27 protein-coding genes and 2 tRNA genes are annotated in these 25,564 nt (G+C 69.0%); 10 read left to right on the forward strand and 19 right to left on the reverse strand.

Annotated features, from left to right (window positions below):
* The first annotated feature begins 15 nt into the window (after positions 1–15).
* Positions 16–978, forward strand: a complete 963-nt coding sequence (locus DMH01_RS25195; RefSeq protein ID WP_125679671.1) for a DMT family transporter — start codon at positions 16–18, stop codon at positions 976–978.
* Positions 923–1,387: a DUF6328 family protein gene (locus DMH01_RS25200; protein ID WP_125679672.1), complete on the forward strand. Its 465-nt coding sequence runs from the start codon at positions 923–925 to the stop codon at positions 1,385–1,387. The genes DMH01_RS25195 and DMH01_RS25200 overlap by 56 nt, the downstream gene beginning before the upstream one ends.
* Here the strand turns inward: DMH01_RS25200 and DMH01_RS25205 are convergent, their stop codons facing one another.
* The gene (locus DMH01_RS25205; RefSeq protein WP_125679673.1) at positions 1,388–1,915 is read right to left on the reverse strand and encodes a hypothetical protein; all 528 of its coding nucleotides are present in this window, start codon (positions 1,913–1,915) and stop codon (positions 1,388–1,390) included.
* Positions 1,916–1,992: 77 nt separating this feature from the next.
* Between DMH01_RS25205 and DMH01_RS25210 the strand changes: the two genes are divergently transcribed.
* Together DMH01_RS25210 and helR are read left to right on the forward strand one after the other, a co-directional pair.
* Positions 1,993–3,807 carry a LamG-like jellyroll fold domain-containing protein gene (locus DMH01_RS25210; RefSeq protein ID WP_125679674.1) on the forward strand — a complete coding sequence of 605 codons (1,815 nt, stop codon included), beginning with the start codon at positions 1,993–1,995 and terminating at the stop codon, positions 3,805–3,807.
* A 174-nt stretch (positions 3,808–3,981) separates the two neighbouring features.
* Positions 3,982–6,186 carry an RNA polymerase recycling motor ATPase HelR gene (gene helR / locus DMH01_RS25215; RefSeq protein WP_305016647.1) on the forward strand — a complete coding sequence of 735 codons (2,205 nt, stop codon included), beginning with the start codon at positions 3,982–3,984 and terminating at the stop codon, positions 6,184–6,186.
* Between the two features lie 70 nt (positions 6,187–6,256).
* Here the strand turns inward: helR and DMH01_RS25220 are convergent, their stop codons facing one another.
* From DMH01_RS25220 to DMH01_RS25240, 6 genes are all read right to left on the reverse strand, one after another.
* Positions 6,257–6,751, reverse strand: a complete 495-nt coding sequence (locus DMH01_RS25220; RefSeq protein WP_034314503.1) for an Lrp/AsnC family transcriptional regulator — start codon at positions 6,749–6,751, stop codon at positions 6,257–6,259.
* Between the two features lie 168 nt (positions 6,752–6,919).
* On the reverse strand, positions 6,920–8,263 hold the full coding sequence (gene lysA, locus DMH01_RS25225; protein WP_125679676.1) for a diaminopimelate decarboxylase: 1,344 nt from the start codon (positions 8,261–8,263) through the stop codon (positions 6,920–6,922).
* Between the two features lie 367 nt (positions 8,264–8,630).
* A complete protein-coding gene (locus DMH01_RS43075) occupies positions 8,631–8,789 on the reverse strand; it encodes a DUF6307 family protein (RefSeq protein ID WP_167373519.1) in 159 nt (52 codons plus the stop codon).
* A gap of 9 nt (positions 8,790–8,798) precedes the next feature.
* Positions 8,799–8,978, reverse strand: a complete 180-nt coding sequence (locus tag DMH01_RS25230; protein WP_125679677.1) for an RGCVC family protein — start codon at positions 8,976–8,978, stop codon at positions 8,799–8,801.
* A complete protein-coding gene (locus DMH01_RS25235; RefSeq protein WP_125679678.1) occupies positions 8,975–10,000 on the reverse strand; it encodes an acyl-CoA desaturase in 1,026 nt (341 codons plus the stop codon). The genes DMH01_RS25230 and DMH01_RS25235 overlap by 4 nt, the downstream gene beginning before the upstream one ends.
* Positions 10,001–10,434: 434 nt before the next feature.
* On the reverse strand, positions 10,435–11,358 hold the full coding sequence (locus tag DMH01_RS25240) for a dihydrodipicolinate synthase family protein (protein WP_125679679.1): 924 nt from the start codon (positions 11,356–11,358) through the stop codon (positions 10,435–10,437).
* A gap of 152 nt (positions 11,359–11,510) precedes the next feature.
* Here DMH01_RS25240 and DMH01_RS25245 point away from each other — a divergent pair, with 152 nt between their 5' ends.
* Positions 11,511–11,864: a hypothetical protein gene (locus DMH01_RS25245; RefSeq protein WP_125679680.1), complete on the forward strand. Its 354-nt coding sequence runs from the start codon at positions 11,511–11,513 to the stop codon at positions 11,862–11,864.
* 5 nt (positions 11,865–11,869) lie between these two features.
* On the opposite strand, the gene DMH01_RS25250 is transcribed toward DMH01_RS25245, so the two are convergent.
* Together DMH01_RS25250 and DMH01_RS25255 are read right to left on the reverse strand one after the other, a co-directional pair.
* Positions 11,870–12,340 (reverse strand): heme-degrading domain-containing protein, encoded by a 471-nt coding sequence (locus tag DMH01_RS25250; protein WP_125679681.1) that lies wholly within the window; start codon positions 12,338–12,340, stop codon positions 11,870–11,872.
* 33 nt (positions 12,341–12,373) lie between these two features.
* Positions 12,374–13,603, reverse strand: a complete 1,230-nt coding sequence (locus DMH01_RS25255) for a M20 family metallopeptidase (protein WP_125679682.1) — start codon at positions 13,601–13,603, stop codon at positions 12,374–12,376.
* Between the two features lie 76 nt (positions 13,604–13,679).
* On the opposite strand from DMH01_RS25255, the gene DMH01_RS25260 reads away from it, so the two are divergent.
* From DMH01_RS25260 to DMH01_RS25270, 3 genes are all read left to right on the forward strand, one after another.
* Entirely contained in the window at positions 13,680–14,162 is a 483-nt protein-coding gene (locus DMH01_RS25260; RefSeq protein WP_199745611.1) for a tRNA adenosine deaminase-associated protein, read from the forward strand.
* 23 nt (positions 14,163–14,185) lie between these two features.
* The gene (locus tag DMH01_RS25265; protein WP_125679868.1) at positions 14,186–14,638 is read left to right on the forward strand and encodes a nucleoside deaminase; all 453 of its coding nucleotides are present in this window, start codon (positions 14,186–14,188) and stop codon (positions 14,636–14,638) included.
* A gap of 86 nt (positions 14,639–14,724) precedes the next feature.
* The gene (locus DMH01_RS25270; RefSeq protein WP_007035155.1) at positions 14,725–14,931 is read left to right on the forward strand and encodes a CsbD family protein; all 207 of its coding nucleotides are present in this window, start codon (positions 14,725–14,727) and stop codon (positions 14,929–14,931) included.
* Positions 14,932–14,978: 47 nt separating this feature from the next.
* Here DMH01_RS25270 and DMH01_RS25275 read toward each other — a convergent pair.
* Together DMH01_RS25275 and DMH01_RS25280 are read right to left on the reverse strand one after the other, a co-directional pair.
* Positions 14,979–15,066, reverse strand: a tRNA-Ser gene (locus DMH01_RS25275).
* Between the two features lie 42 nt (positions 15,067–15,108).
* Positions 15,109–15,654 (reverse strand): DUF305 domain-containing protein, encoded by a 546-nt coding sequence (locus DMH01_RS25280; RefSeq protein ID WP_125679684.1) that lies wholly within the window; start codon positions 15,652–15,654, stop codon positions 15,109–15,111.
* A 95-nt stretch (positions 15,655–15,749) separates the two neighbouring features.
* Between DMH01_RS25280 and DMH01_RS25285 the strand changes: the two genes are divergently transcribed.
* A complete protein-coding gene (locus DMH01_RS25285) occupies positions 15,750–16,196 on the forward strand; it encodes a limonene-1,2-epoxide hydrolase family protein (RefSeq protein ID WP_199745612.1) in 447 nt (148 codons plus the stop codon).
* Between the two features lie 170 nt (positions 16,197–16,366).
* On the opposite strand, the gene DMH01_RS43080 is transcribed toward DMH01_RS25285, so the two are convergent.
* On the reverse strand, positions 16,367–16,537 hold the full coding sequence (locus tag DMH01_RS43080) for a hypothetical protein (RefSeq protein WP_199745613.1): 171 nt from the start codon (positions 16,535–16,537) through the stop codon (positions 16,367–16,369).
* A 127-nt stretch (positions 16,538–16,664) separates the two neighbouring features.
* The gene (locus DMH01_RS25290; RefSeq protein ID WP_125679685.1) at positions 16,665–17,993 is read right to left on the reverse strand and encodes a BNR-4 repeat-containing protein; all 1,329 of its coding nucleotides are present in this window, start codon (positions 17,991–17,993) and stop codon (positions 16,665–16,667) included.
* A 173-nt stretch (positions 17,994–18,166) separates the two neighbouring features.
* Here DMH01_RS25290 and DMH01_RS25295 point away from each other — a divergent pair, with 173 nt between their 5' ends.
* Positions 18,167–20,644: an endonuclease/exonuclease/phosphatase family protein gene (locus tag DMH01_RS25295; RefSeq protein ID WP_125679686.1), complete on the forward strand. Its 2,478-nt coding sequence runs from the start codon at positions 18,167–18,169 to the stop codon at positions 20,642–20,644.
* Between the two features lie 181 nt (positions 20,645–20,825).
* On the opposite strand, the gene DMH01_RS25300 is transcribed toward DMH01_RS25295, so the two are convergent.
* From DMH01_RS25300 to DMH01_RS25325, 6 genes are all read right to left on the reverse strand, one after another.
* Entirely contained in the window at positions 20,826–21,197 is a 372-nt protein-coding gene (locus tag DMH01_RS25300) for a hypothetical protein (protein ID WP_125679687.1), read from the reverse strand.
* Positions 21,190–23,931, reverse strand: coding sequence for an FtsK/SpoIIIE domain-containing protein (locus DMH01_RS25305; protein WP_125679688.1), 2,742 nt, complete (start codon positions 23,929–23,931; stop codon positions 21,190–21,192). The genes DMH01_RS25300 and DMH01_RS25305 overlap by 8 nt, the downstream gene beginning before the upstream one ends.
* 15 nt (positions 23,932–23,946) lie before the next feature.
* The gene (locus tag DMH01_RS25310) at positions 23,947–24,192 is read right to left on the reverse strand and encodes a hypothetical protein (RefSeq protein ID WP_016337967.1); all 246 of its coding nucleotides are present in this window, start codon (positions 24,190–24,192) and stop codon (positions 23,947–23,949) included.
* Position 24,193: 1 nt separating this feature from the next.
* A complete protein-coding gene (locus DMH01_RS25315) occupies positions 24,194–24,454 on the reverse strand; it encodes a hypothetical protein (RefSeq protein ID WP_005167132.1) in 261 nt (86 codons plus the stop codon).
* 140 nt (positions 24,455–24,594) lie between these two features.
* Positions 24,595–24,679: transfer RNA gene (locus DMH01_RS25320), tRNA-Ser, on the reverse strand.
* A 72-nt stretch (positions 24,680–24,751) separates the two neighbouring features.
* A complete protein-coding gene (locus DMH01_RS25325; RefSeq protein WP_125679689.1) occupies positions 24,752–25,498 on the reverse strand; it encodes a PP2C family serine/threonine-protein phosphatase in 747 nt (248 codons plus the stop codon).
* Positions 25,499–25,564 lie beyond the last annotated feature (66 nt).

The raw sequence follows: 25,564 nt of genomic DNA on the forward strand, positions 1-25,564 counted from the left end.
CTATGGGCAGGACACGTGAGCAGTAACCCTCCGGATCGCACCTGGCTGGTCGCGGTCGCCGCCGCACTTTGGGGTACCGACGGGCTTTTGCGCCTTCCGCTCGCCGAGGCGCTTCCGGCGGCCACGGTGGTCTTCTGGGAGCACTTGCTGGTGGTGCTCGTGCTGAGCCCCTTGATCCCCGGCGCCATCCGGGCGCTGCGCCGGACCGGCCCGCGGGAATGGCTGGCCGTGCTCGCCATCGGCGGCGGGTCTTCCGCGCTCGCGACGGCGATGTTCACCGCGGCCTTCAAACTGGGCGACCCCGTGACGCCGTTGGTGCTGCAGAAGCTCCAGCCGGTGTTCGCCGTGCTGGCGGCGTATTTCGTGCTCAGTGAGCGGGTCCGCCCGGGGTACGCCTTCTTCGCGATCCCGGCGCTGCTCGGTGCCTGGCTTCTGGCCTTCAAAGATCCGCTGAACATCCAGGTCGCCGCGATGAAGGCGGCGCTGCTGGCGATCGGCGCGGCCGCGCTGTGGGCGGCGGGCACGGTGCTCGGGCGGCTGCTCTCCACCGAACTGGCGCCGAAGGAGGTCACCACGCTGCGCTTCACGGTCGGGCTCCCGGTCTCGGCGGGGATCGTGGCGTACCAGGGTGGCCAGTTCGCGGTCGGCTGGGACAACGCGCTCGGCCTCGCCCTGCTCGCGCTGGTCCCCGGCCTGCTGGCGCTGAGCCTCTACTACGTGGGCCTGCGGTCGACACCCGCGGCCAGGGCGACGTTGGCCGAGCTGGCGTTCCCCGTCACGGCCGCCGTCATCGGCGTATTGTGCTTGAACGCCGATTTGTCGGGTACTCAGTGGCTGGGCCTCGCCGTTGTGGTCGTGTCAGTGACGTCGCTCGGCTGGCACGAAAAGGTCAGGCGTCAACCGATGGTCCTGGAGCCGCTGAATGGTCGAGCACACCGGCGAGACGAAGAACGAACGCCTGACCCGCAACGTCAGTGAGCTCCTGCAGGAACTGCGGGTCGCGCAGGCCGGTGTCCAGATCCTCTTCGGTTTCCTGCTCACGGTGGTGTTCACCGACGAGTTCCACGGTGCGAGCGGGTTCGAGAAATCCGTCCACCTGACGGCGGTCCTGCTCACGGTCTGTTCGACGGTTCTGCTGACGGCGCCGGCGGCGTGGCACCGGCTGCTGTTCCGCACCGGCAACCGTGAGCGGATCCTCACCGTCGGCAACCGTTCCGTCCTGGTCGGGCTCGGCTGCCTGGCGGCCGCCATCACGACGACCGTCGCGCTCATCGCCAAGGTCGTCTTCGGCCCGATCGCGATGACGATCCTCGGCGTGGTGACGGCGGTGCTGTTCGTCGTCATGTGGTTCGTGGTGCCGAAGAAGATCGACCGCAACGGCGACTGATCAGCGGCCCGTGCGCACCGGGGTGCTTCCGGGCAGGCCGAACGCGGCGGCGGACACGGATTTCGGGTCGTCCGGGCTCGCGCCGCCGAGCACCCGGCGGGCGCCGACCCACGAGAACATCTCCTTGACCGAAGGCGAGTAGCCCGCCCCGTCCTTCGCGACCCGCCGGTCGAGCACGCGGAACCCGCCCGGGGTTCGTTCCACGCGGTAGACCATCGGCTGCCGCCGGAAACCGCCGTGCGTGACGAGACCGTCGCCCTCTTTCGCGACCTCGTCGCAGCTCGCTACCAGGCCGATCTTGACGAGGTCGCCGTCCGGCCTGGTCTCGATCACCTTCTGCGTGCACACCCAGCGGATTCCCGCGTCCCGGGAACCGGCGAACGCGCGCAGATGCTCGTCGATTCCGGGCAGCGCCTCCCTCGCGACGGCGTCGTCCACCGACGGCATCTCGTCCACGATCCACCAGCCTGCCGCGGCCACCACCACACCGACCCCGGCGAGCACGGGCCAGCGTTTGACGTTCCCCATGGGACGAAGCTACCGAGCGGGGCAAGTGTTCATCCGCGGTTCGGGACGCGTTGCCTCCGCGACCGTAGGTTGCGGCCGTGAACGACTCCTCCAGACGGACCTTCCTGCGCGGCGCGGGCCTGCTCGGCGCCGGTGCGGCGGTCTCCGCGTTACCCGCGCTCGGTGCTCCCGCCGCTTCGGCGACCTTCGGCCATCACGGCCCGGACTTCGAAGACGGCCGCTTCACCCTCGCGGTGCTGCCCGACACCCAGTACCTCTTCGACGCCGACCGCGGTGACCCCGCGCCGTTGGACGCCACCCTGCGGTACGTCACCGGCGGCGACGAGAACATCGTCTTCCTGGCGCATCTCGGCGACCTCACCGAGAACGGGCAGCCCGGCGAGTTCGAGCAGATCAGCCGCTCGTTCCAGCACCTGGACCGGCGCCGGTTCCCGTACAGCACGCTGGCGGGCAACCACGACATCAAGTCCTCGACCGACGACCAGCGCGGCCGCACGCCGTACTTGGACGCGTTCGGGCCGCACCGGCAGCGGGGTTCGCGGACCTTCCGCGGCGCGAGCCCGGACGGCTACAACAGCCACCACGTCTTCCGTGCGGGCGGACGCGAGTGGCTGCTGCTCGCGCTCGACTGGCGACCGTCGGCGGGCGGGCTGGAGTGGGCGCGGTCGGTGCTGGCGCGGAATCCGCGGCTTCCGGCCATCCTGACCATCCATGAATTGGTATGGGCCGACGAGACCGGACAGGCGCGGTTCTCGGAGTTCGGGCAGAAGGTCTGGGACGAGCTGATCGCCGGGAACGACCAGATCTTCCTCACGCTCAACGGGCACTTCTGGCCGCCGGGACGCGCGGTGAAGCAGAACCGCGCCGGCCACGACGTCCATCTGCACATCACGAACTACCAGGACCGCTACTACGGCGGCAGCGCGATGATCCGGCTCTACCGCTTCGACCTGGCGCGGAACGTGATCGACGTCCGCACCGTCTCGCCGTGGCTGGCGGACCAGGCGCCGCGGCTGAACGAGCTGCAACGGCAGGAGATCGAACGCACCGGTCCGGCCGACTACTTCAGCCTGGAGATCGACTTCGAGTCGAGGTTCGCCGGGTTCGCGCCGGTCCCGGTCCCGCCCGCGCGGCCCGCCGAACGGCAGCTGATCCGCGGGACCGTGGCCTACTGGCGGTTCGAAGGCCGGGACGGCGCGGCCGTGGACGGTGTCCGTGACCTTTCGGGCCGGGGCAACGACCTGGTCCGGGTGACCCTGCCCGGCAGCGCGCCCGAGGCGCTGCGGTTCTCCGGCGAGTTCTCCGGGCGGCAGCCGTCGAGGTCGAGCCTCCGGTTCGACGGCGGCAAGAAACCGGCTCGCGGCGGGTATCTGCGCACGGCGGACTCCGCGCCGATGAACGCGGAGACGTTCGCGCGCGGCTACACCGTCGAGGCGTTCGTCAAGCTGCCCGCGGATTTCAAGGACGGAAAGCACGCCTGGGCCGCGATCTTCGGCAGGCAGGGCTCCGGCGGCAAGGCTGGCAAGACCGGCGACGATCCCGGCGAGCCTTCGGCCACACTGTCCCTTTCGGACGGTGCGGCGTTCCAGTGGGCGGTGTTCCCGGTGAACCAGAACGGGATCTCCACCTGCTGGGGGCACGAACTGGCGCTGGAGGAGTGGATCCACGTCGCGGCGGTCAACGACGGCAGGCGGACGACGCTCTACGTCGACGGCTGCCCGGTGCTGCGGAATCCGAAGACGCCGGCCGCGGGGATCGCGAACCCCGGCGGCTCGTGGCTGATCGGCGCCTACGCCTACGACTCGATCGTCGAGCAGGCGTTCCACGGCTGGCTCGGCGACGTCCGGGTGGTGGCGCGAGCGCTGGAGCCCCGCGAGTTCATGCTCGGCTGAGGCGATCGTGCGCGGTAATGGCGGATGTTCGTCCCCATTATCGCGCACGATCGATTCCGGGGGAATACCGGGTCCCTCTTGACAAGCGGTGGACAATAAAAAATCGGCGCCCAAATCAGAATGACTGATCTGATGCGCCGAATGTGTTGTCAGTCTAACCGCTGTGAGGGGAACTTGTCAAATCAGGGGTACGACGAGGAATTGCGATCCGAACGGCAGTACGTCGCGTCGCTCTACCGGCGGCTGGACGCCGAGCGCGCGCGGGTGAAGGAGGCGTATGCCGGTGCGCTGCGGGGAGAAGGCTTCGCGCTTTCCGACCGCGAGGTCTCGGCCGGCACCAAGGCGCGCGAGATGGCGAGGCTGAAGATCGCCGACGAAGGTCTTTGTTTCGGCCGGTTGGACGCCCTTTCGGGAGAACGGTCGTACGTCGGCCGGATCGGTCTTTTCGACGAAGAGAACGACTACGAACCTTTGGTGCTCGATTGGCGGGCGCCGGCGTCGCGCGCGTTCTACTGCGCGACGGGCGCGTCCCCGGAAGGAATGGCGCGCCGCCGTCAATTCCGCACCCTCGGCCGTGACCTCCTCGACTTCACCGACGAGGTCTTCGGCCGTCCGGAATCGGCGGGGGAACGCGGTGACGCCGCGCTGCTCGCCGCGGTCAACGCGCCGCGCGGCGAGGGGATGCGGGACATCGTCGCGACGATCCAGGCCGAGCAGGACGAGATCATCCGGCTGGATCACCCGGGAGTCGTCGTCGTGGAAGGCGGCCCTGGCACGGGGAAGACGGCGGTGGCGCTGCATCGGGTGGCGTACCTGCTGTACACGAAACGGGAGCGCATGGAACGGCGCGGGGTGCTCGTGGTCGGGCCCAGCAGCGGTTTCCTCGACCACATCGGCCGTGTCCTGCCGTCGCTCGGCGAGACCAGCGCCGTCTTCGCGACGCCTGGCGACCTCGTCGCCGGTCTGCGCGCCGAACGCGAGGATCCGCCGCCGGTGCAGCGGCTGAAGGGCTCGCTGGCGATCCTGGACGTGCTCGCGGCGGCGGTGGCGGACCGGCAGGAACTCCCCGTCGAGGCGGAGCCGATCGAACTCGACGACGTCACCGTTCCGTTGGACGCCGAGGTCGCGGCCGCCGCCCGCGAGGCCGCCAGGGAAAGCGGCCTGCTGCACAACGAGGCGAAGGCCGTCTTCGAACGGGAGGTGGTCGCCGCGCTCGCCACGCGCGCGGTCGACCGGCTCGGGGCGGGCTGGCTGCCGTCCGACGACCAGCACACGCGGCCGGAGATGCTGAAGAACGCCAGGCGGGACCTGGAAGCCAGCGAGGAGCTCCGCGCGGTGCTCGATCGCCTCTGGCCGTCGTTGACGCCGCAGCGGCTGCTCGCCGACCTCTACGCCTCTCCGGAGCGGTTGCGGGCGGCAGGAGCCGATCCGGCGTTGTTCCGTGAGGACGCGGACGCGTGGACGGTGTCCGACGTGCCGTTGCTGGACGAAGCCGTCGAACTGCTCGGCGTCGACCGCACCGCCGAACGCCGGGCGGAGGAACGGCAGCGCCTGGCGCGGAAGGAGTACGCCGAGCGGGTGCTGGAAATCGTCGAGGTGGAAGAGGACCACGACGACTACGAGTTCGCGCTCCGGCCGACGGACGTGCTGATGGCGGAGGAACTGGCGGACCGGTTCGCCGAGCGCGACGAGCGGGATCTGGCCGAACGCGCCGCCGCCGACCGGGACTGGACGTACGGCCACGTCGTCGTCGACGAAGCGCAGGAACTGTCCGAAATGGACTGGCGGGTGCTGATGCGGCGGTGCCCCAGCCGGTCGTTCACCGTCGTCGGGGATCTCGCGCAACGGCGCTCGCCGTCGGGCGCGCGGTCGTGGGACTCGATGCTCTCCCGGTACGTCGCCGATCGCTGGGTGTACCGGAAGCTGACGGTCAACTACCGGACGCCCTCGGAGATCATGGCGGTGGCGGCTTCACTGCTGGCGAGTTTCGCGGGAGGCACCGTTCCGCCGGAGTCGGTGCGTTCGTGCGGCGTGCGCCCGTGGGCGCGCCGAGTGTCCGAAAGGGACATCGAAGACGCCGTCGCCGAGTTCACCCGCGCGGAATCGGGTCGCGAGGGGACGTCGGTCGTCATCGGGCCGCCGGGAGTGCCCGGTGCGATCGCGCCCTCCGCGACCAAAGGCCTGGAGTACGACGCGGTCCTGGTGGTGGAGCCGGAGCGGATCCTCGCGGAAGGCCCGAGCGGTGAGGCGGAACTGTACGTCGCGCTGACGCGGGCGACGCAGCGGCTCGGGGTCGTGTACAGCGGGACGCTGCCGAAAGTCCTCCGCGGTCTTGATTCCGGGCGGCGGACTCCCGACGCGTTCCTGCGCTGCGTCTAGCGGGTTTCGAAGTGTCGTGAGTGTTTTGGGGCGTTCGGACGACCCGAAACACTCACGACCGGACAAAGGTCTACCGCGTGAGGTTGCCCCAGGCGTAGGTCTGTTTCGCGAGTTTCAGGTAGACCAGTGTCTCCGTGCTGACGACACCCGGGATGGGCCGGATGTCGTCGTTCAGCACACTCAAGAGGTGTTCGTCGTCCCGGCAGGCGACCTCGGCGAGCAGGTCGTAGCCTCCCGCGGTCAGGACGACGTAGTGGACGTCCGGCAATCCGGAGAGCTGGTCGGAGACCGCCCGCGGATCGCCGTGGACCCTGATCCCGACCATCGCCTGACGGCCGAGCCCGACGTTCGCCGGATCGGTGACCGCGACGATCTGCATCGTCTCGTCCCGCAGCAGCCGCTGTACCCGCTGCCGCACGGCGCCCTCCGACAGCCCGACGGCCTTGGCCAAGGCCGTGAACGAGGCCCGCCCGTCGACTTGCAGTAGAGCGATCAGAGTGCGATCGGTATTGTCCAAACCTCTAGGTGTGCGCTGCTCCATCTGCGCGCGTGGTTCGTCACCCATGCCGTCCCTCCCTTTGTTTCGGCATGCGATTCTTGTCGCGCAGCGTATCGATCAATGTCCAGAATGCTACCGCCGTTAAGTTGTTTGTCGCGATTCTCTTTCTCTGCCCCTTCGGGCAAAGGATTCTGTCGCCCGACCGGCCGGGTGCCGAGGATTTCGGACGGCGCCTCAGCCGAGATCGCGTTTGAGCAGGTCTTCCTCGGTTTCGCGGCGGACGAGCAGCGTCGCCGTACCGCGGGAGACCCCGACCACCGGCGGCCTGCCGACGAGGTTGTAATTCGACGCGAGCGAGTGGTGGTACGCCCCGGTGCACGGGACGGCGAGCAGATCGCCGGGGTGGACGTCGTCGGGGAGCGTGAGCCCGTCCGCGAGGACGTCACCCGATTCGCAGTGCCGTCCGACCACCGTCATCGGCCGCCTGGCCGCACGGCTGCGCCTGCCGATCAGGCGCGCGGTGTACGCCGCCCCGTAGAGCGCGGGCCGCGCGTTGTCGCTCATCCCGCCGTCGACGGCGACGAAAGTGCGCGAACCGCGTTTCACCGCGCAGACCCAGTACACGGTGATCCCCGCCGGGCCGACGATCGCGCGGCCCGGTTCGATCGTCAGTTTCGGCAGGGGGAAGCCGTGCGAGGTGCATTCGTAGGCGAGCGCGACCCGCAGGCGGCGCACGTAGCCGTCGATGTCGAAACCCGCGTCGCCGGGCAGGTAACGCACGGCGTGCCCGCCGCCGAGATCCAGCTCGCGCAGGGTGACACCGTGCGTCTCGCGAAGCGCGACGAGCACCCCGATCATCTTGCGGGCGGCCAGTTCGTAGAAGTCCACGCGCGATACCTGCGAGCCGATGTGGCAGTGCAGCCCGGCCAGGCGGAGGCCGGGCTGCGCGAGCACGGCGGAGACCGCCCGGCCGAGGTTGTCGCGGACGCCCTCACGCAACGAGAAGCCGAACTTCTGCCCTTCGGTGCCGGTGGTGATCGCCGCGTGCGTGCCCGCCGCGACGTCGGGCGTCACGCGGATCAGCACCTGCTGCGCGCCGGTGGCCAGCGCGCCGAGCTGCTCGATCTCGTCGAGCGAATCCACCACGATCCGGCGTACGCCGTAGGACAACGCCGCCTTGAGGTCTTCGGGGGTCTTCGCGTTGCCGTGCAGCAGGATCCGCTCGGCGGGGAAGCCGACCGACCGCGCGACCGCGATCTCGCCCGCCGAGCAGGTGTCGAGGGAAAGGCCTTCTTCGGCGACCCAGCGCAGGACCGCGCGGGTGCACAGCGCCTTGCTCGCGTACGCCACCTCGGCGTCCGGCAGCGCCTTCCGGTACGCGCGGGCGTTCTGGCGGACTTCGTCCTCGTCGAGCAAGTACGCCGGTGTCCCGAACCTCGCGGCGAGGTGGGACACCGGCGCGCCGGCGAACAGCAGTTCCCCGCCGGGCCCGAGCCGGGTGCTCCGTGGCCAGACCCCGGATTCGAGGTGGTCGGCGGCCTCGCAGCCGAGGCTGGGCAGGAGCTCGGTGAGCGTCACGGTTACCTCCGCGTCGATCGGTCAGTGCCTCATCAGCACAACTCCGATCGACCCGGCACGGCCGTTCCGGCAACGTCTCCCTGACGCTTCGCGAGTCCTCGCTGACGCCTTGTTAACGCGTGAGTAACCCCGGTCACGTGCCTGTGAGCCATGTCGGCGGCTTTCGCGACACGCTCCGGCTGCACACGGCCACCGGCGGGACGCTACCGCCAACTGTCCACAAAGGACGTTTCTTGAGTGAAGGGGTCGTGAGTGATAGAGAGGGTTAGAACCATCCTTGCCGCTCACGGCCCCGCGTGAAAACCGCGCATTTACGCTTCAAACGGACATCCAGTCGGCAAGAAGCGTCCTTTGTGGAGGACGCCGCCTAGCGGACGGGCTCCGGCACGGTGTCGAGCGCCCGCACCATGTGCACGGCCAGCGCGAACGCCGCCTCGTTGCCGAGGTCGGTGTGTTCGGTGACGATCTTCTTCACGGTGTCGACCCGGATCTCGTACCGGGAGACGGGGACGGTGTCGGCGTTCATGGTGATCCTCTATTCGGTTGTTTCGGGTTTCGTGGCGCAGGTGCAGCCGCGGCTGAAGCCGCCGGCCGCGGTCGCGGTGCAGAACCGGCGGGCGATCGTGTCGTGCGCGGACAACGGATGCGGGCAGCTCGGGCACCGGTCGTCGGCGGCGGGCTCGGCGACGTCGCCGAGGGAGCGGGCGGAGGTCATCGCGCACCTGCCGGTTGAGCACGGAGGGGCGCCCCGACTTCGTGCAGATGCCGCAGTACGTAGCCGTACGACGCCGCCCAGCCGCACTGCGCGTAGTCGATGCCGTGCTTCGCGCAGAACTCCCGCACGATCACCTGCGCGTGCTTGAGGTTCGGCCGCGCCATGCTCGGGAAGAGGTGGTGCTCGATCTGGTAGTTGAGGCCGCCGAGCGCGAAATCCACGACCGGGCCGCCGCGCACGTTGCGCGAGGTGAGCACCTGCTTGCGAAGGAAGTCGAGCGTGTGTCCGGCCGACAGTGTCGGCATGCCCTTATGGTTCGGGGCGAACGAGCAGCCCATGTACACGCCCCAGAGGCACTGGTGCACGGCGATGAAGGCGAAGCCGACACCGGGCGACAGGACCACGAACACCGCGGTCAGGTACGCGGCGACGTGGGCCAGCATCAGCGCCGCTTCGAGCTTCCGCCGTTTGAAGCCGCGCTGGAAGATCGCCGTCACACTCGACGCGTGCAGGTTCAGGCCTTCCAGCAACAGCAGCGGGAAGAACAGGAACGCCTGGTATTTCGCCATCCAGCGCAGGAAACCACGACGTTCGGTGCCTTGCGCCTTGGTGAAGATGAGCGCGGCGAGGTTGACGTCCGGGTCCTCGTCTTCGTGGTTGGGGTTGGCGTGGTGGCGGGTGTGCGTGCCGATCCACCAGCCGTAGCTCAGCCCGGTCAGTCCACCGTGGACGAAACCGGTGACGTCGTTCGCCTTGCGGCCGTGGAAGATCTGCTTGTGTCCCGCGTCGTGGCCGATGAAGGAGAGCTGCGTGAACATCATCGCGAAGAACGCGGCGAGGAACAGCTGCCACCAAGAGTCCCCGAGATGCGCGAAGGCGACCCAGCCGCCCGCGAAAGCGAGCAGGTTCAACGAGATCTTCAGCGCGTAGTATTTTCGCCGCCGGTCGAGGAGGCCGGCGTCTTTGACCAATTTGGACAGTTCGGCGAAGTCGCTGCCCTGCCTCGTCTGGGTGGAGGTCATGGGGGATCACACCGTTCTGGTTCGTGAAAGTGGACAATCCAGCAACGGGTTCGCAAACACCGAAAGGGTCTGGTTCGGCCGAGAAAAGGCACTGGTACCACAACACGCCACGGTCGCTCCGTGGCCTGCCGCCAGTGTTCCACGGCGGCGGGGCGGAAGCAATTCACCAAAGCAGCACGATCTGGCGTACAGTCGAAGACATCGAGGGAAATTTCCCTTGGTTCCGTCCGGTCGCGAGCTTCGACCGGAGACAGGAGCACCGGCCAGACATCGTTCTTCGCGCTCATGGTCCCACCGGCCTCGCCGGTGAGCAGCCGCCCGCCGCGCTACAGCGCGCCCCGAGGCGCCCATTTGGGCCACGCCGCGATCGTCGATGGCCACGACCTCTGACCTGTCACCGTGTCCGCGCCCGCCCCCAGTGGGCGCGGACACGGTCAGAAAAGTCCCCAGCTCGCCAGCGCCGCGGAGACCAGTTCCCGTTCCCCGCCGGTCAGCGCGCGGCTCGGCGGGCGGACGTCGGCGCGGCACAAACCCAGCTGTGCCAAGGCTTCCTTCACGACGCTCACGTTGTTGGCGTTGCCGTCCGCGGCCCGTAACTCCTCGAACGGCCGGACAAGTTCCCAGAAGGCCATCGCGCCGCGGAAGTCGCCGTCGCGCAGCGCGCGGAACATCTCCAGCGAGAGCGACGGCGCGACGTTCACCAATCCCGACGTGAACCCGGTCGCGCCGACGGCGAAGTAACCCGGTGCCGACAGCTCCGCCAGTCCGGCGATCCACGTGAAGCGATCGATCCCCGCGTCCCGGGCCACCGCGGCGAACCGAGCCGGATCCGGCACCGCGTACTTCACCCCGATGACGTTCTCCGCGGCATCGGCGAGCCTCGACAGCCGCTCGCCGTCGATCCGCGCGTCGCGCACGTACGGCACGACACCCAGCTCCGGGACCGCCGCCGCGATCGCCCGGTGGTACTCGACCCAGCCCTCCGCCGAGACGTACGGATGCACCGGCTGATGGATCATGATCAGATCGGCGCCCACCTCACGGGCGTGGCGCGCCGCGCCGATCGCCGTCCGGACGTCGTGCCCGACGCCGGCGACCACGCTCGCCCGGCCCGCCGCGGCCTTGACCGTCAGTTCGAGGCAGTGCCGGGTCTCGGCCTCGTCCAGCGCGTAGAACTCGCCGGTGTTCCCGTTGGGTGTCACGACGCCGACCCCGCCGTCGATCAGCCGGTCCACCAGTTTCGCGTAGGCGCTCGTATCCACGGCGCCGTCGGCGTCGAACGGGGTCACCGGGATGGCGACGACCCCGGCCAGCCGCCGTTTCCGCTCGTCGAAGCGGGAAGAGGAGGTCACTGGCATGCCCTATCTGATATATGATGTGACAGCTCACGGTAGCACGTGAGAAACATCGGACGCTTGGCCCGAAAATCGGAACAAGCGTCCGATGCAACCGGGAGGGCCGGTCCGCGCGTACTTCCGGTATGCGAAGGCGGTGGCTCTGGGGGACCCCGGTGAAACTGGGGCTATTCGTTCTCGTGCTCGTGTTCCTGCACGCCTCGTGCGGCCCGCCGGCGGTCGGCGACGCGTTCACGTTCCGTCTCGGCGGCTGGACGGTGCTCCCGGACGAAGACCTGCGCCTCGCCTATCTGGCGGTGCTGGACGAGCGGTGCCCGCACGGGGAGACCTGTGCGTCGGCGGGGCGCGCGATCGTGACGATGTCCTACGCCCGGCCGTCGGCGGGCCCGGCGGTGTCGTTCACGATGGACGTGGTCAAGGCCGAAGGGGCCACTTTCGGCGGCTACCGGGTCGACTACGCGGATCTCTCGCCCGGTGCAGACTTTCTCACCCTGCGCCTCGGTCGCTAGTCCGCTCAGGACAGCGTGGCGAGGAAGACTTCCAGTTGCTCGACAACGAACGCGTGGTCTTCGGCCTGCGGCAGTCCCGAGACGCCGACGGTGCCGACCGGGCCCACGCCCTCGACGATCACCGGGAACACGCCGCCGTGCGCGGCGTAGAGGTCCGGATCGAGCCGGGAATCGGCTTCGAACGTCGTGCCCTTCGCGCGGAACTGTTCGCCGACGAGGAACGAGCTGTGCCCGTAACGGTCGACGACGCGGCTCTTGCGGTCGATCCACGCGTCGTTGTCGGCCGAGGTGCCCGGCAACGCCGCGTGGAACAGCCGCTGTGCGCCGCGGCGCACGGAGACCGTCACCGGGAGGGCGCGGTCCCGTGCCGCCGCGAGCAGGTGGGTGCCCAGCTTCAGCGCGGTCTCGTTGTCGAACCGGCGGAAGACCAGGCGCTCCTCCTGTGCGGCCAGGACGGCCAGGGTGTCATCGCTCATGCCACCCATTAAATCAACGCTGTTGTGTAATGGCTAGCGAAGGGCGTCCAGCGCGAACGCGGCGTACATCGCGACGCCGTTGGCCATCGCGTCCTCGTCGAAGACCACCCGGTTCGAGTGGTTCGCCTCGACCGTGGCCAGGTCGGCGTCAGGCGGGCAGGCGCCGAGGAACGCGAAGGCGCCCGGAACCCGCTGCAGGACATAGGAGAAGTCCTCCGCGCCCATCACCGGGTTCTCCATGACCTCGGAGTTGCGGGCGCCGAGGACCTCGGCCGCCAGATCCAGCACCCGCGTCGCCACCTGGGGGTCGTTCACCGTGACCGGGTAGCCGGGGAGGACTTCGGCGCTCACGCGGACGCCGTGCGCCGCGCCGACCGCCTCGCACACCTTCGGCAGCTCCTCGCGCACGTACGCCTGTGTCCGCTCGGACAGCGTGCGGATCGTGCCCTCCAGGAACGCCGTCTCGGGGATGATGTTCGTCGTCGTCCCGGCCTCGATCCGGGTGACCGAGACCACCGCGGGCTCGAACACGCTGACCTTGCGGGTCACCATCGTCTGCAGCGCGCTCACCATCGCGGCCGCCGCCGGCACCGGGTCGATCGCCTGGTGCGGCGCCGAGCCGTGCCCGCCACGGCCGGTGACCGTGACGTGGAAGCTGTTGGCCGACGCCATGATCGGCCCCGGCCGCGTCTGCACGATGCCCGACGCGACCTGGGTGAAGATGTGCAGGCCGAACGCCTTCTCGACGCGCTCGCCCGAGGCGTCGAGCACCCCTTCGTGAATCATGTGGCGCGCGCCGTGCTCGCCCTCCTCGCCGGGCTGGAACATGAACACCACCGACCCGGCCAGCTCGTCGACGTGCTCGCTGAGCAGCCGCGCCGCCGACGCCAGCATCGCGACGTGGGTGTCGTGCCCGCAGGCGTGCATCGCGCCGTCGTCCTCGGAGGCGAAGTCGAGGCCGGTGTCCTCGTGCAGCGGCAGCGCGTCCATGTCGCCGCGCAGCAGGATCGACGGGCCCGGCTTCGCGCCGCGGAGGACGGCGGTCAGCGAGGTGGTCGATTTGCCCTCGATGATCTCGAGCGGCAGGCCTTCGAGGGCCGCTTTGATCGAGGACTGGGTCTTCGGCAGGTGGAGCCCGATCTCCGGATTCCGGTGGATCTCCCGGCGGAGCTCTACGGTTTTCGTCTGGAGCGCGCGGGCCTCCTCCAGCAATCCGGCGAAGCGGGCGTCGGGGAGGGTGGGCAGGTCGGTGGGTCCGGTCATGTCTCGATAGTGGCGCATGCGGCGCTTCGGGCGCACCGTGCGTGCGTTCCGAATGCGGGCGGAATACGGTGTGCGCATGGCGGTGCAAGAGCCGATCACGGGGTTCGCGGTGGCCGTGGTGCGGGAGGACGGTCGGTGGCGGTGCAGCTCTCTTGATCCTGGGGCGCTCGCCGAACTCGACGCTGCGATCACCGAGCTGGGAAAACTGCGTTCCACCGGTGCCGCGTTCGGGCTGCTGGCGGTCGACGACGAGTTCTTCGTGATCGTCCGGCCGAGCCCGAGAGGTCCCTCGCTGCTGCTGTCCGACGCCGCCGCGGCGCTCGACTACGACATCGCGGCCGACGTCCTCGACGTGCTGAGAGTCGACCCCCCGGACGAGGACGACGACGCGGTCTGGCCGGAAGGCGACCTGGAGATCCTGTCCGACCTCGGACTCCCCGGGGCCGAACTGCAGGTGATCGTCGGCGAGGTCGACCTCTATCCGGACGAACAACTCCAGATGGTCGCGCAGCGGTGCGGATTCGCCGCCGAGTTCTCCAAGATCCTGGACGAGATCTGAGCCCCGCCGCCTCCGCAGCCGACATCGCCGCCGTCCGGGCGGCGATCGCGGCGGCGCGAGGTGCGGGCGACGACGTGCCGATCGGTGCCGTCGTCCTGTCGCCGGACGGGACGCCGCTCGCTTCCGCGCGCAACGCCCGCGAAGAACTCGGCGACCCGACGGCGCACGCGGAGATCCTCGCGCTGCGGGCCGCGTCCGAGCTCTACGGCGACGGCTGGCGGCTCGAAGGCTGCACGCTCGCGGTGACGCTGGAGCCGTGCACGATGTGCGCCGGCGCCCTCGTGATGGCCCGGGTCGCGAAGGTCGTCTTCGGCGCTTGGGAGCCCAAGACCGGGGCCGTGGGGTCGCTGTGGGACGTCGTCCGCGACCGGCGGCTCAGCCACCGAGCGGAGGTCGTCGGCGGCGTGCTGGAGGACGAATGCGCGGCCCTGCTCGAAGAGTTCTTCCACGGGCGACGGGGTAACCGCACCGGGTGACAGATGTGTCGGCTCCGCCCGCACGGGTAACCCTCCGGACAAGGCGGCCGCAAACGGCGGCCGCGGTCGAAGGAGGAACATCCGCCATGAGCGTTTTCGACAAGGCGAAGGACAAGGCCGAACAGGCCATCGGCGCCGCCAAGGAGAAGCTCGGCGAGAAGACCGACAACCAGGACCTCGCGAACTCCGGCCGGGCCGACCAGACCGAAGGCCAGGTCAAGGAGGCCGGGCACGACCTGCGCGACCGCGCGGAAGGCGGCGTGCAGGACCTGAAGGACAAGTTCAACAAGTAGTCCCGGACGCAGAAGAGCCGGTCTCCGTGGAGACCGGCTCTTCGCTGCGGTGGCGGTGGGATTTGAACCCACGGACGGGTATTAACCGTCACACGATTTCGAGTCGTGCTCCTTCGGCCGCTCGGACACGCCACCGCCGAGAACAATACCGGAGGGCGTTGGAGGGCCTTCAGGGGGTCAGGAAAGCTGCGCGGTGATCTCGTCGATGGCCGCCGTCTGGTTCTCCACGATCTCCTGCGCGAGCGCCTTGGTCTCGGCGTGCTCGCCCGACGACAGCACGGTCTTGGCCATCGCGACGCCGTTGCGCAGATGCTCGGCCATCAGCGGGAGCCACACCTTGTCGAACTCGGCGCCCGACAGGTTCTGCAACGAGGCAACCTGCCCTTCGGTGATCATCCCCGGCATCGCGTGCCCGGCGTGCCCCGCCGCGGGGAGGACGGCCGCGTTCCACGATTGCAGCCAGCCGGTCATCGTCTGCACCTCGGCGGACTCGGCCTTGACGATCTTGGCGGCGGTGGCCTTCACGTACTCCGAGGCCGACCGCTCCGAGGCCAGGTTCGCGACCTGGATCGACTGCTGATGGTGCGGGACCATCTGCTGGGAGAAGGTGATGTCGGCCTGGTTGGCGCCCGGTGCCGCCGGTGCCGCGCCCGTGGCCGTCGAGCAGCCCGCGAGCACCCAGACGACCAGCCCGAACAGGGCCATCGGCAGTCGCCGTCGCATCGATACCTCCGTAGTCAGAAGAAAAGCGGCCCCTCTCCTCCTGTGATACGGCTGTGACCTTCCGGCGGTTCAAAATCGGATTAGCCTTGGCAGGCATGACGGATCCGAAGACAGTGGTGACCGGTTTCCTTCAGGCACTCGAAGAGTTCGACATCGATCGGGCGCTCGGCTTCGTGGCGATCGACATCGTCTACCAGAACGTCCCGCTGCCGCCGGCCCGCGGCCTTTCGGCGGTGGAGAAGCAGTTGCGCGCCATGGCCCGCTACGGCAGCGGGTTCGAGGCGCGCACCCACCACATCGCCGCCGACGGGCCGATCGTGCTGACCGAGCGCACCGACGTCCTGCGGCGCGGTTCGTGGGAGGCCGAGTTCTGGGTGTGCGGCACGTTCGAAGTGCGCGACGGCCGGATCGTGCTGTGGCGCGACTACTTCGACTGGACGACGTTCCTGGCCGCGAGCGCGAAGGGCGCGGGCAAGGCGGCGGTCGCCGGTGCGAAGTCGCTCATCGGGAAGTACAAGGCGCGGCAGGAACTCGAACGCTGAGTTACGCCTCCAAACACGCGAGTTACGCCTCTGGTCACGCGAGTTACGCAGGTGACCACGCGAGTGCGGAAATGACGCACCGCCGGTGTACGGGCTCCGTCCTCCCCCGACGGGTCCCGTGCACCGGCGGTGCGCCCCCAGTTCCCCCTGCTCGCCCTCCCCGGCGAGCGTCAGAAGGTCGTGTGCCGGTCGGCCATGTCGGCCTCGCGCAGTACGGCGTCGAGCCGCGCTCCGCCGAAATGGGCCGCCTGCCGTCCGCCGCGTTTCCGGTCGCGCAGGTCGACGGCCAGCGCGATGCTCAGCAGCAGGACCAGTGCCGTACCGACGATGAGCCAGTTCATCGGACACCTCCTCCGGCGACGTGAGCCCGAGGATTTGTGTCCTCGCTCACGTCGCCAAAGGTAACTCCGGGAATGCCGGGTTGTACCCGGACTTGAGGTTCATTTAAGGCAGCGGAACACCAATGGGCTATTTCCGCGGGGTTCCCGCGACATAAATGTCACCGTCGGCCACGGAGACGTCACGGGCACTGGACGCGCCGGTCGCCAGAATGCGGGCCGGGTCCCGGAAACCGGTGATCACTTCGACGCGCTGGACCGGTTTCGGTGTGGTGATCAAGGTTTCCGGCCGCCAGAAGCGCCCGTTCTCGAGCAAGAACGTTTCGATGTTCGGCTTTCCGTCCCGGGTTCCGTAAACGCGCCAAGTGCTGCCGCTGAGCTGTTCGATCTCGCGCAATCGGAGTCCGTTCGCGACTTCGCGCACTTCCCAGTTCCGGCCGTTCCACGCGCCCGCGAAATCGCGCGGCGAGCCCGCGGCGTCGAACTGGAACCAGGTGACGAACGGTTTGCCGTCGCGCTGGGTGCCGACCTGCAGGATGTAGTCCGGCGACTTGAGCCCGCCGGGGAGTTCGAGCGGCGTTTCGGCGACCTTGAGATACCGCTCCTGTTCGGCGTCGTCGACCTGCGTGCCGAGGTCGTGGCCCGCCGCGGAGAAGAAGTGCAGGGTGCGGACGTCGAACGACAGGTGGTAGACGTTCCGGTGGTAGACGTCGTGCTTGTGCTGCGCGGGCCCGCCGCCCGCGAGCGTGTAGACGAACTGGATCCGTCCCTGCGACGGCACGTACCGCAGCTGCCCGACGTAGACCTCGTCCATGTGGTCGGCCCGGCCCAGCGACCCGAACGCCCACCGTTTCCCGGTCAGCTGCACCGAGTTCTTCCACGTCTTCCCATGGTCGCGGGAAACGAGGTACTTCATCGGGCGGAAGTCGGAGTCGGCCGCCGGATCCAGTTCCTTCGTGGTCTCGCGGTAGAACAGGAACAGCGTGCCGTCGACGGTCTTCACCGGCATCGGGTAGCTCGCCGCGTCCCCCTCGGGGACCTCGACGTCGGTCCAGGTGCCGTCGAGGGAATGGGCGAGTGGCGCGCGGCTGATCACGGTCCGCGTGTTGTGCATGCCGCGGAAGATCAGCAGATGCCCGTCGCCCGCCAGCAGCATCGTCGGGTAGTTGTGCGGATCGGACTCGCCATCGGCGATCTTCTTCGGCGCCGTCCAGACACCGGTCCGGTGGTCGTAGGCTTGGACGTAGGTGTCCGCGGCCTTGCCGGACCACGAGATGAAGGTCTTGCGCGCGACCGGGTCGAAGATCCCGCCCGCGTTCGGCCGCCGGTCGGTGCGCGACGCGACCGTGCTCGCCGGGGTCATCACTTCGAACGCGGTCTTCTCCGGTGGCTTGGCGGCCGCCGGGGGAACCGGGATCACGAGACCGGCCGCGATGAGCGCGCAAAGCAGTCTGCGCATGAAGACGCCTCCTGGTGCGTAACAGGCGGCGGAGGTCGATCTTCTCACGCGTGAACTCGGCACGACCAGGGTCCGAACGGGCTAGCGGTGACGAATCGTTGCCTTGTCGTCTTCCTCATTTCACTTGTTCGGGGGAGTATGCCTCGACCGATCTTGTGAAAAGGGGACTCAGCGTGACCATATCCCGACGTGCCGTCCGGAGACGGGCCCTGACCGTGGCCGTCGCCTCCGGCCTGGTCGTGAGCGGCGTCTCCGCTCCGGCCGCGCTCGCCGCGCCCAGCGCCGACGCCGTGATCGCCGAGGTCTACGGCGGTGGCGGCAACTCGGGCGCCACGCTGACCAACGACTTCGTCGAACTCGCCAATCGCGGCACGGCCGCCGTGAGCCTCGACGGCTTCAGCGTCCAGTACGCGCCCGCGTCGGGGAACAGCTGGCAGGTCACGCCGCTGGCCGGCAGTGTCGCGCCGGGCGCGCGGTACCTCATCGCGCAGGCGAAGGGCTCGGGCGGCACCGTCGCGCTGCCGACGCCGGACGCCACCGGCTCGCTGGCGTTGTCCGCGACCGCGGGTTCCCTCGCGCTCGTCCAGGGCACCACGGCGCTGACCTGCAAGACAGCCGCCGACTGCGCGGCCGACCCCAGGATCAAGGACCTCGTCGGCTTCGGCTCGACAGCCACCATCCGTGAGGGTTCCCCGGCGCCGGCGCCGTCCAACACCGCCTCCGTCGCCAGGGGGACGACGCTCGCGGACACCGACGACAACGCCGCCGACTTCACCTCCGGCGTGCCCACGCCGACCAACGGCAAGGGTGAGACGCCGGGCGAGACCGGCCCGCCGCCCGTCGACGCCAAGATCCACGACATCCAGGGCACCACCCGGATCTCGCCGCTCAAGGACCGGAAGGTCGCCGGGGTCACCGGCGTCGTGACCGCGATCCGGAGCTTCGGTTCGGCGCGCGGGTTCTGGATCACCGACACCGCGCCCGACGCGGACCCGAGCACCAGCGAAGGCCTGTTCGTCTTCACCGGCTCGACCACGCCCGCCGTGGCCGTCGGCGACGCGGTGACCGCCGCCGGTACCGTCCGCGAGTTCTACCCGGACGCTCCCGCGACCTCGCCGTACCAGTCGCTCACCGAGCTGACGAGTGCACAGTGGACGGTCCAGTCGAGCGGGAACGCGCTGCCCGCCCCGACCGTCGTCTCGCCGGACACGGTCCCGGACACCGTCGCCCCAGCGCCGGGCGGCAGCATCGAGCCGTTGCCGCTGGAGCCCGCGAAGTACTCGCTGGACTTCTGGGAGACGCACGAGAGCGAGATCGTCAGCGTCTCCGACGCGCGCGTCGTCGGCCCGACGTCGTCGTTCAACGAGCTTTACGTGACCACCAAACCGAAGCAGAACCCGAGCGTCCGCGGCGGCGCCGTGTACCTGGACTACGACCGGCTCAACACCGGCGTGCTCAAGGTCGCGTCGCTGATCCCGTTCGCCCAGCAGCCGTTCCCGAAGGTCAACACCGGCGACGTCCTCACCGGTGAGACCTCCGGCCCGGTCGAGTACAGCAACTTCGGCGGTTACACGCTGTTCGCGACGAAGCTGGGCGCCGCCAAGGACAACGGCTTGCAGCGCGAGAGCACCCGCGCCCAGCGCAGTGGTGAGCTTTCGGTGGCCACCTACAACGTCGAGAATCTGTCCGCTTTGGACAGTGCGGAGAAGTTCGGCGAGCTGGCCAAGGCCATCGTCGGCAACCTGGCGAAGCCGGACATCCTGAACCTGGAAGAGATCCAGGACAACAACGGGCCGACGAACGACGGCACCGTCGCCGCCGACCAGACGTTGCGGAAGTTCGTCGACGCGATCGTCGCCGCCGGTGGCCCGCGTTACGAGTGGCGTCAGATCGACCCGGAGAACGGCAAGGACGGCGGCCAGCCGGGCGGCAACATCCGCGTCGGCTTCCTGTTCAATCCGGCTCGGGTGTCCTTTGTGGACCGCAAGGGTGGCGACGCGACCACTCCGGTCGGCGTCGTCAAGGAACGGGGCAAGACCCATCTGACCGTCTCGCCCGGCCGGGTCGAGCCCGGGAACGAGGCGTGGGAATCCAGCCGCAAACCGCTGGCCGGCGAGTTCGTCTTCAAGGGCCGCACCGTGTTCGTCATCGCGAACCACTTCAACTCCAAGGGCGGCGACCAGCCGACCCACGGCCGCAATCAGCCGCCGGTCCGGAGTTCCGAGGTGCAGCGGGTCAAGCAGGCGACCGTGCTCCGCGGCTTCGTCGACAAGCTGCTCGCGTCGGACAAGAACGCGAACATCGTGGTCGCCGGTGACATCAACGACTACCCGTTCTCGCCCGCCGTGCAGACGCTGACCGCCGGTGGGGCGCTGAAGGACGTCATCGCTTCGCTGCCCGAGAACGAGCGGTACAGCTACGTCTTCGAGGGCCAGTCGCAGGTGCTGGACCACATCCTGGCGTCGAAGGCGTCGCGCGGGCTCGACTACGACGTCGTCCACCTGAACGCGGAGTTCGCGAAGCAGGCTAGCGACCACGACCCGCAGGTGCTGCGGTTCCGGCCGAGCGCCGGCAACCCCGTCCAGGACGCGTTCAACGACCTGGCGGACTACCTGGAGAGGGTGCTCGGCTCGCACCTGCCGAAGCCGTAACTTTCACGTGAGTTGCGCCCCCAATCACGCGAGTTACGCCCCCAATCACGTGTGTCGCCCGTCCAGTCACGAGTCCCCTCCATCGAGTACACGTGATTGAAGGCGTAACTCGCGTGATCAGGCGGCGCACACGCGTGATTGGGAGGCGAACTCGCGTGATTGAAGGGACGACACGCCTGGGTCAGGAGCGTTTGGCGCGCCACCCCAGGGAAAGCACCGCCTGCACGAGTTCTTGGTAGCTCGGCTTGACCTCTTCGAGGTACTTCTCCAGGTACCCGGGCCGCGCGGTCGGCACCGGCGTCGGGGCTTCGTCGTCGGGCAGCCACGAGAGTCCTTCGACGTTGTGCTGCGCCATCTTCCACCAGCGCGTGCACCGGTCGACGGCGCGCTGCTCGCGTTCGGCGGCGTCCGCGACGGCCTGGTGCGCCTCGGCGAGCCGGGCCTCGAGTTCGTCCGCGCGGCCGATCTCCCAGTCACGGAGGTTCTCCGCCGAAGCGCGCGCGAGGCCGACGATCTCCTTGTACCGCATGGCCGCGGTGATGCCGTCATCCATCGAGAAGCCCTTCCGGACGCTGGAACGGGATGATCACCTCAGGGGCGCCGTGGGTGGTGCGGTCGAAGAACAGGGCCCGGCCCGGTCGCGGTGACCAGTGCACGACCTGGCCGGCGGCGAACGGCGACAGTTCGTTGCCCTGGACGTCCAACGCCGCCCAGGTCCCGATGTCGTCCGTGCCCGCGAAACCGAGCGTGTCCTTCAGCCGGGCGATGCTGCGCCACCAGCCGATGGTGTGGACGCCGTGCGTCGGCCCCTGCTTCAGCAGCACCCGCAGCTGGTCCAAACCGCTCTTGAGCTGTCCGGGCGTCTTTGCCTCCAGCGCGGGGATCGATGCGTCGACGCCGTACAGCAGCAGTACCCGCGCTTTGTCCAAAGAGGACAGATTCTCCGCGATATCGATTACCCGGGCGGGCAAATCGTCGACAAGGGTGGCCTGGTGGCCCTCCGCGCGCAGCCGCTCGGCGAGTTCGGCCACCGCGGGGACGGACGCTTCGATCGGGCACGAGAGCACGAACTCCACCGACTCGCAGTGATACTGGCGGGCCAGCGACCGGGCGGCGGAGTCCATGATGGACAGTGCTTCCGCGGTGGCCGCGCCGAGGACGGCGACGTTGCGTCCCGGTGCCTTCGGCAGCTCGACCCCGCAGGCGGCCTCGTCGACGTCGATGGACTGGCCGAGCAATGCCCGCGGCCGGTCCGTCGGCTTCAGGTCGGCGAACGCCGGGAACTGTTCCAGCACGGGGGAATGCGCGCCGTCGAACAGTCGCGGCCGTTTGAACGACTCGGAGTACTGCTCCCAGAGCCGGTGCTGCAGCTTGTTGAAGACGTCCTTGGTGCTCGCGTCCGGCACGTGCGCGAGCTGGTTCCCGTGCGCCACCCCGGAATCGTGGTTGATCACCGCGTGCCACTTCGGCGCCGAGACCGCCGCGTTGTTGGTCTCGGCCAGCACGCGCCGCGCCTTCGGCATCGCGATCCGCAGTGTGCACTGCTCGAACACCGCCGGTTTGCCCCAGAAGGCCTCGATCCCGGCGACGTCCTGGCTCGCCAGCACCAGGTGGATGCCCTGAGACCGGCCTCGCCGCGCGATGTCCTCCAGCAGCTGGGTCGCGGTCGCCGTCACGCCGTCGCGCCCGGCGAACAGGTACTGGAATTCGTCGATCACCGCGACGATCCGCGGCCAGTGCCCGCCGGGGTCCTGTTCGCGCAGGTCCGAGAGGTTGGTGACCTCGTGCAGTTTCGCCGCGGCGGACCGGCGGCGCAGTTCGTCGGCGAGGAACCGCAGCAGCGCCAGGCCGAACTCGCGGTCGGTGTTGACGTTGACCCCGATGAGCTTGGCGTGCGGCAGCCAGCTGGCGTCCCGCCGTCCCGGCGCGAGCCCGGCGAACGACACGCCCTCCTTGAAGTCCAGCAGGTACAGCGCGAGTTCGTCCGGCGAGTACCGGGCCGCGAGGCTGCCGAGCAGCGAGTACAGGAAGTTCGTCTTCCCCGAACCGCTCGGCCCGCCGATGAGCACGTGCGGGCTGGCGTCGCCGATGACGACCTCCACCGGCTCGCCCTCGAAGAATCCGACCGGCGCCCGCAGCTCCCGCGCCGAGCTTTCCTTGCCCAGTTCGGTCGGCAGGAGGTCGGCGAACGCGCGGGGCCCGCCCTGCTTGGCGATCAGCGCCTCGGCGATCCGTCCGGCGGCGCGGATGACCTGCCCGGACGGCATGGGCGGGTCGAGGTCGACGATCAGGTCGGGGCCGGTCATGCTGCTCTTCGCGCGCCGCTCGTCGTGCAGGCTCAGCGATTCGACCGACGTCGACAGCATGGTCGGCACGTCGACCAGGATCAGGCAGATCCCGGCCGCGAGCGCCCCGGTGGCGACTCGCTTCAGTTCGCGGGCGCGCTCCGGTTCGAGGGTTTCGCCGTTGCCGTAGAGCACCGCGACGCGGAACGGTTCGACGCGCTGGCCGCTCGCCCGCCGGATCTCCCGCAGCGACGTGTGCCCCGCCTGCATCCCGGTCGCGTGGATGCGGCGGATGTGGCCCGCCAGTTCGTCGAGGAGGTCTTCGAGCCGTCCCGGGTCGTACAGCGTGAGCGCGCTCGTGCGGCTCAGCGGGTACAGGTCGGGCAGGATCGCGGTCAGCTGCCCGACGTCCCACAGGTGGACGCGGACCGCGCCGGGTTCGAACGTGCTCAGGATCCGCATCAACAGGTTCTGCACGATCCCGTCGACCGCGGCCCTGGTCTTGGGCGCCGACGTGATGGACAGATGCGACTCGTCGAGCAGGGGCACCGCGACGTCGAACGTGCGCGGGACGTCCTTGCCCGAAACGGTCGCCGAGCCGACGCGCCACAGCCCCGGCGCGGTGATGCCGGGATTCCCGCCGACGCGGCCGAGCCAGTTGCCCGGCGGCTGGCTCGCGGGCCCCGGCGCGTTGTGCGCGACGAGTTCGCGCAACGCGTTCGGGCCCGCTTCCCAGTCCGCGTAGAACTGGCCGCGCACGCTGCCGAGCAGGCCGAACACCTCGTTCGCGGCGGGATGCCGCGACCATTCGGCGTACTGCTCCGAGGTGGAGTTGTTCATCCCCACCCGGACTATGTGCTGTTCCAGTTCCAGTTTGGCCAGTTCCGCCTCGGCGGACTGGCGGGCGCCGGCGGCGGCGCCGAGGACGAGCCCGATCTGGTGCCGGACCCGCTCCAGCGCCGTAACGACGCGATTGCGCTGTTCACTCGCTTTGCTGCCCATACCGGCTCGCCGATCTCAGAGGCGGGATTGGTAGCCGCTGACCAGGTCGTCAGCGGCGGAAAGGCGCGTCAGGAGATTTTCCATTCCCTCGTCGGCCTGCGCCAGCTGCGGCGGCACCCATGGCACGGCTTGGGCCTGGGGTTCCACAATGGCACGCCTGGACTCCTCGAGCAGGCTTCGAGCCCGCTCGGCGTGGGCGCGTCCGTCGGCGAGGCCGGTTTGGACGGCCGTCAGCAGCTGGTGCAGCTCCTCGAGGTACATGTCAGAGACGGGTCGAGTACGACTCGGCCGACGAGATGCCGGCCTGGATGGTGCTCTGCATCCCGGTGATGCCCTGCAGGGCCTCGGCGAGGAGCCCGTGCGCCTGGCTCACCTCGTGCTGGGTGCTGCCCTGGGTGGCCTGGGAAAGCGAAAGCTGGGCTTCTTCGAGAGACTGCGCTGCCTGCTGGAGTGCGGCGATGCTCGCGGATGCCTTCTCGTTCGCGAGCGCGATACCAGCGCGGATCTCTTCGACTCCGGCCATTTTGGCGGACTCCTTGGGACGTCGGGGGCTGGAACGACCACCATTAAACTTAGCGTGATCAACTGACTCTGTTAAGTGAAGGTCCTGCTAAGTAATCAACAAGGCCCCGGACGTCGGAACGTCCGGGGCCTTGCTGACGGCGGAGGATACAGGATTCGAACCTGCGAGGGCGTGAACCCAACACGCTTTCCAAGCGTGCGCCTTAGGCCGCTCGGCCAATCCTCCGTGGGGAACTTTACCGGATGCCCTTTCGCCCCCGCGAAGGCGGGTCTGACCTGCGTTTGCGGCTTCGCGGGCTCAGGCGGGTGCCGGTGCGAGAACGTCGGCCACGACGCAGGTGATGTTGTCCGGCCCGCCGCCTTCGTTGGCCAGGTCGATCAGCCTCGGGACGGTGTCCGCGGGATCTTGGAAGGCGCCGAGGACGTCCTTGATAACGGTTTCGACAACCGTTGCCGTTAACCCGTCCGAGCACAGCAGGAGACGGTCTCCGGGCGCGGCCTCGAAGGTCCAGATGTCCGCTTCGCCGCTGCCGGTGCTCAGAAGCGCCTTCATCAGCAGCGAGCCGCGAGGGTGCCCCTCGACCTCCGACGGGTCGATGCGCCCGTCGTCCGCGAGGGCCTGCGCGAGCGTGTGGTCGCGGGTGAAGCGCTGAAGCGTGCCGCCGCGGAGGAGGTAGCCCTTCGAGTCGCCGATGTGGGCGGCCGTGAAGTGGGAGCCGTCGAACAGCACGGTCGTGAGGGTGGTGCCCATGCCCCGCGTCTCGGGCTCCTGCTCGGCCGTCGCGGCGAGCCGGTCGTCGATGGCGCGGAGGCCGCCGGAGAGCACCTCGACCAGGTCGACGTCCGCGAGGTCGAAGCCGTGCAGGTCCTTGTCGAGCCGGGACAGGACGCCCACCGCCTCGGCGCTGGCCACCTCGCCGTGCGGCTGGCCGCCGATACCGTCGGCGACGGCCAGCATCCTGGTGCTGGCGTAGACCGAGTCCTGGTTGACCTGGCGGCGCCGCCCGACGTCCGAGCCGGCGGCGTACCGAAGGGTGTACCTCATGAACCCCAGTAAAGCAGCTGTGTACTGAGTTCACAAACAAAGGGTTGGAATAGTCCGCTGTCGGTT

It is taken from the genome of Amycolatopsis sp. WAC 04182 (assembly GCF_003947465.1).
Classification (GTDB): domain Bacteria; phylum Actinomycetota; class Actinomycetes; order Mycobacteriales; family Pseudonocardiaceae; genus Amycolatopsis.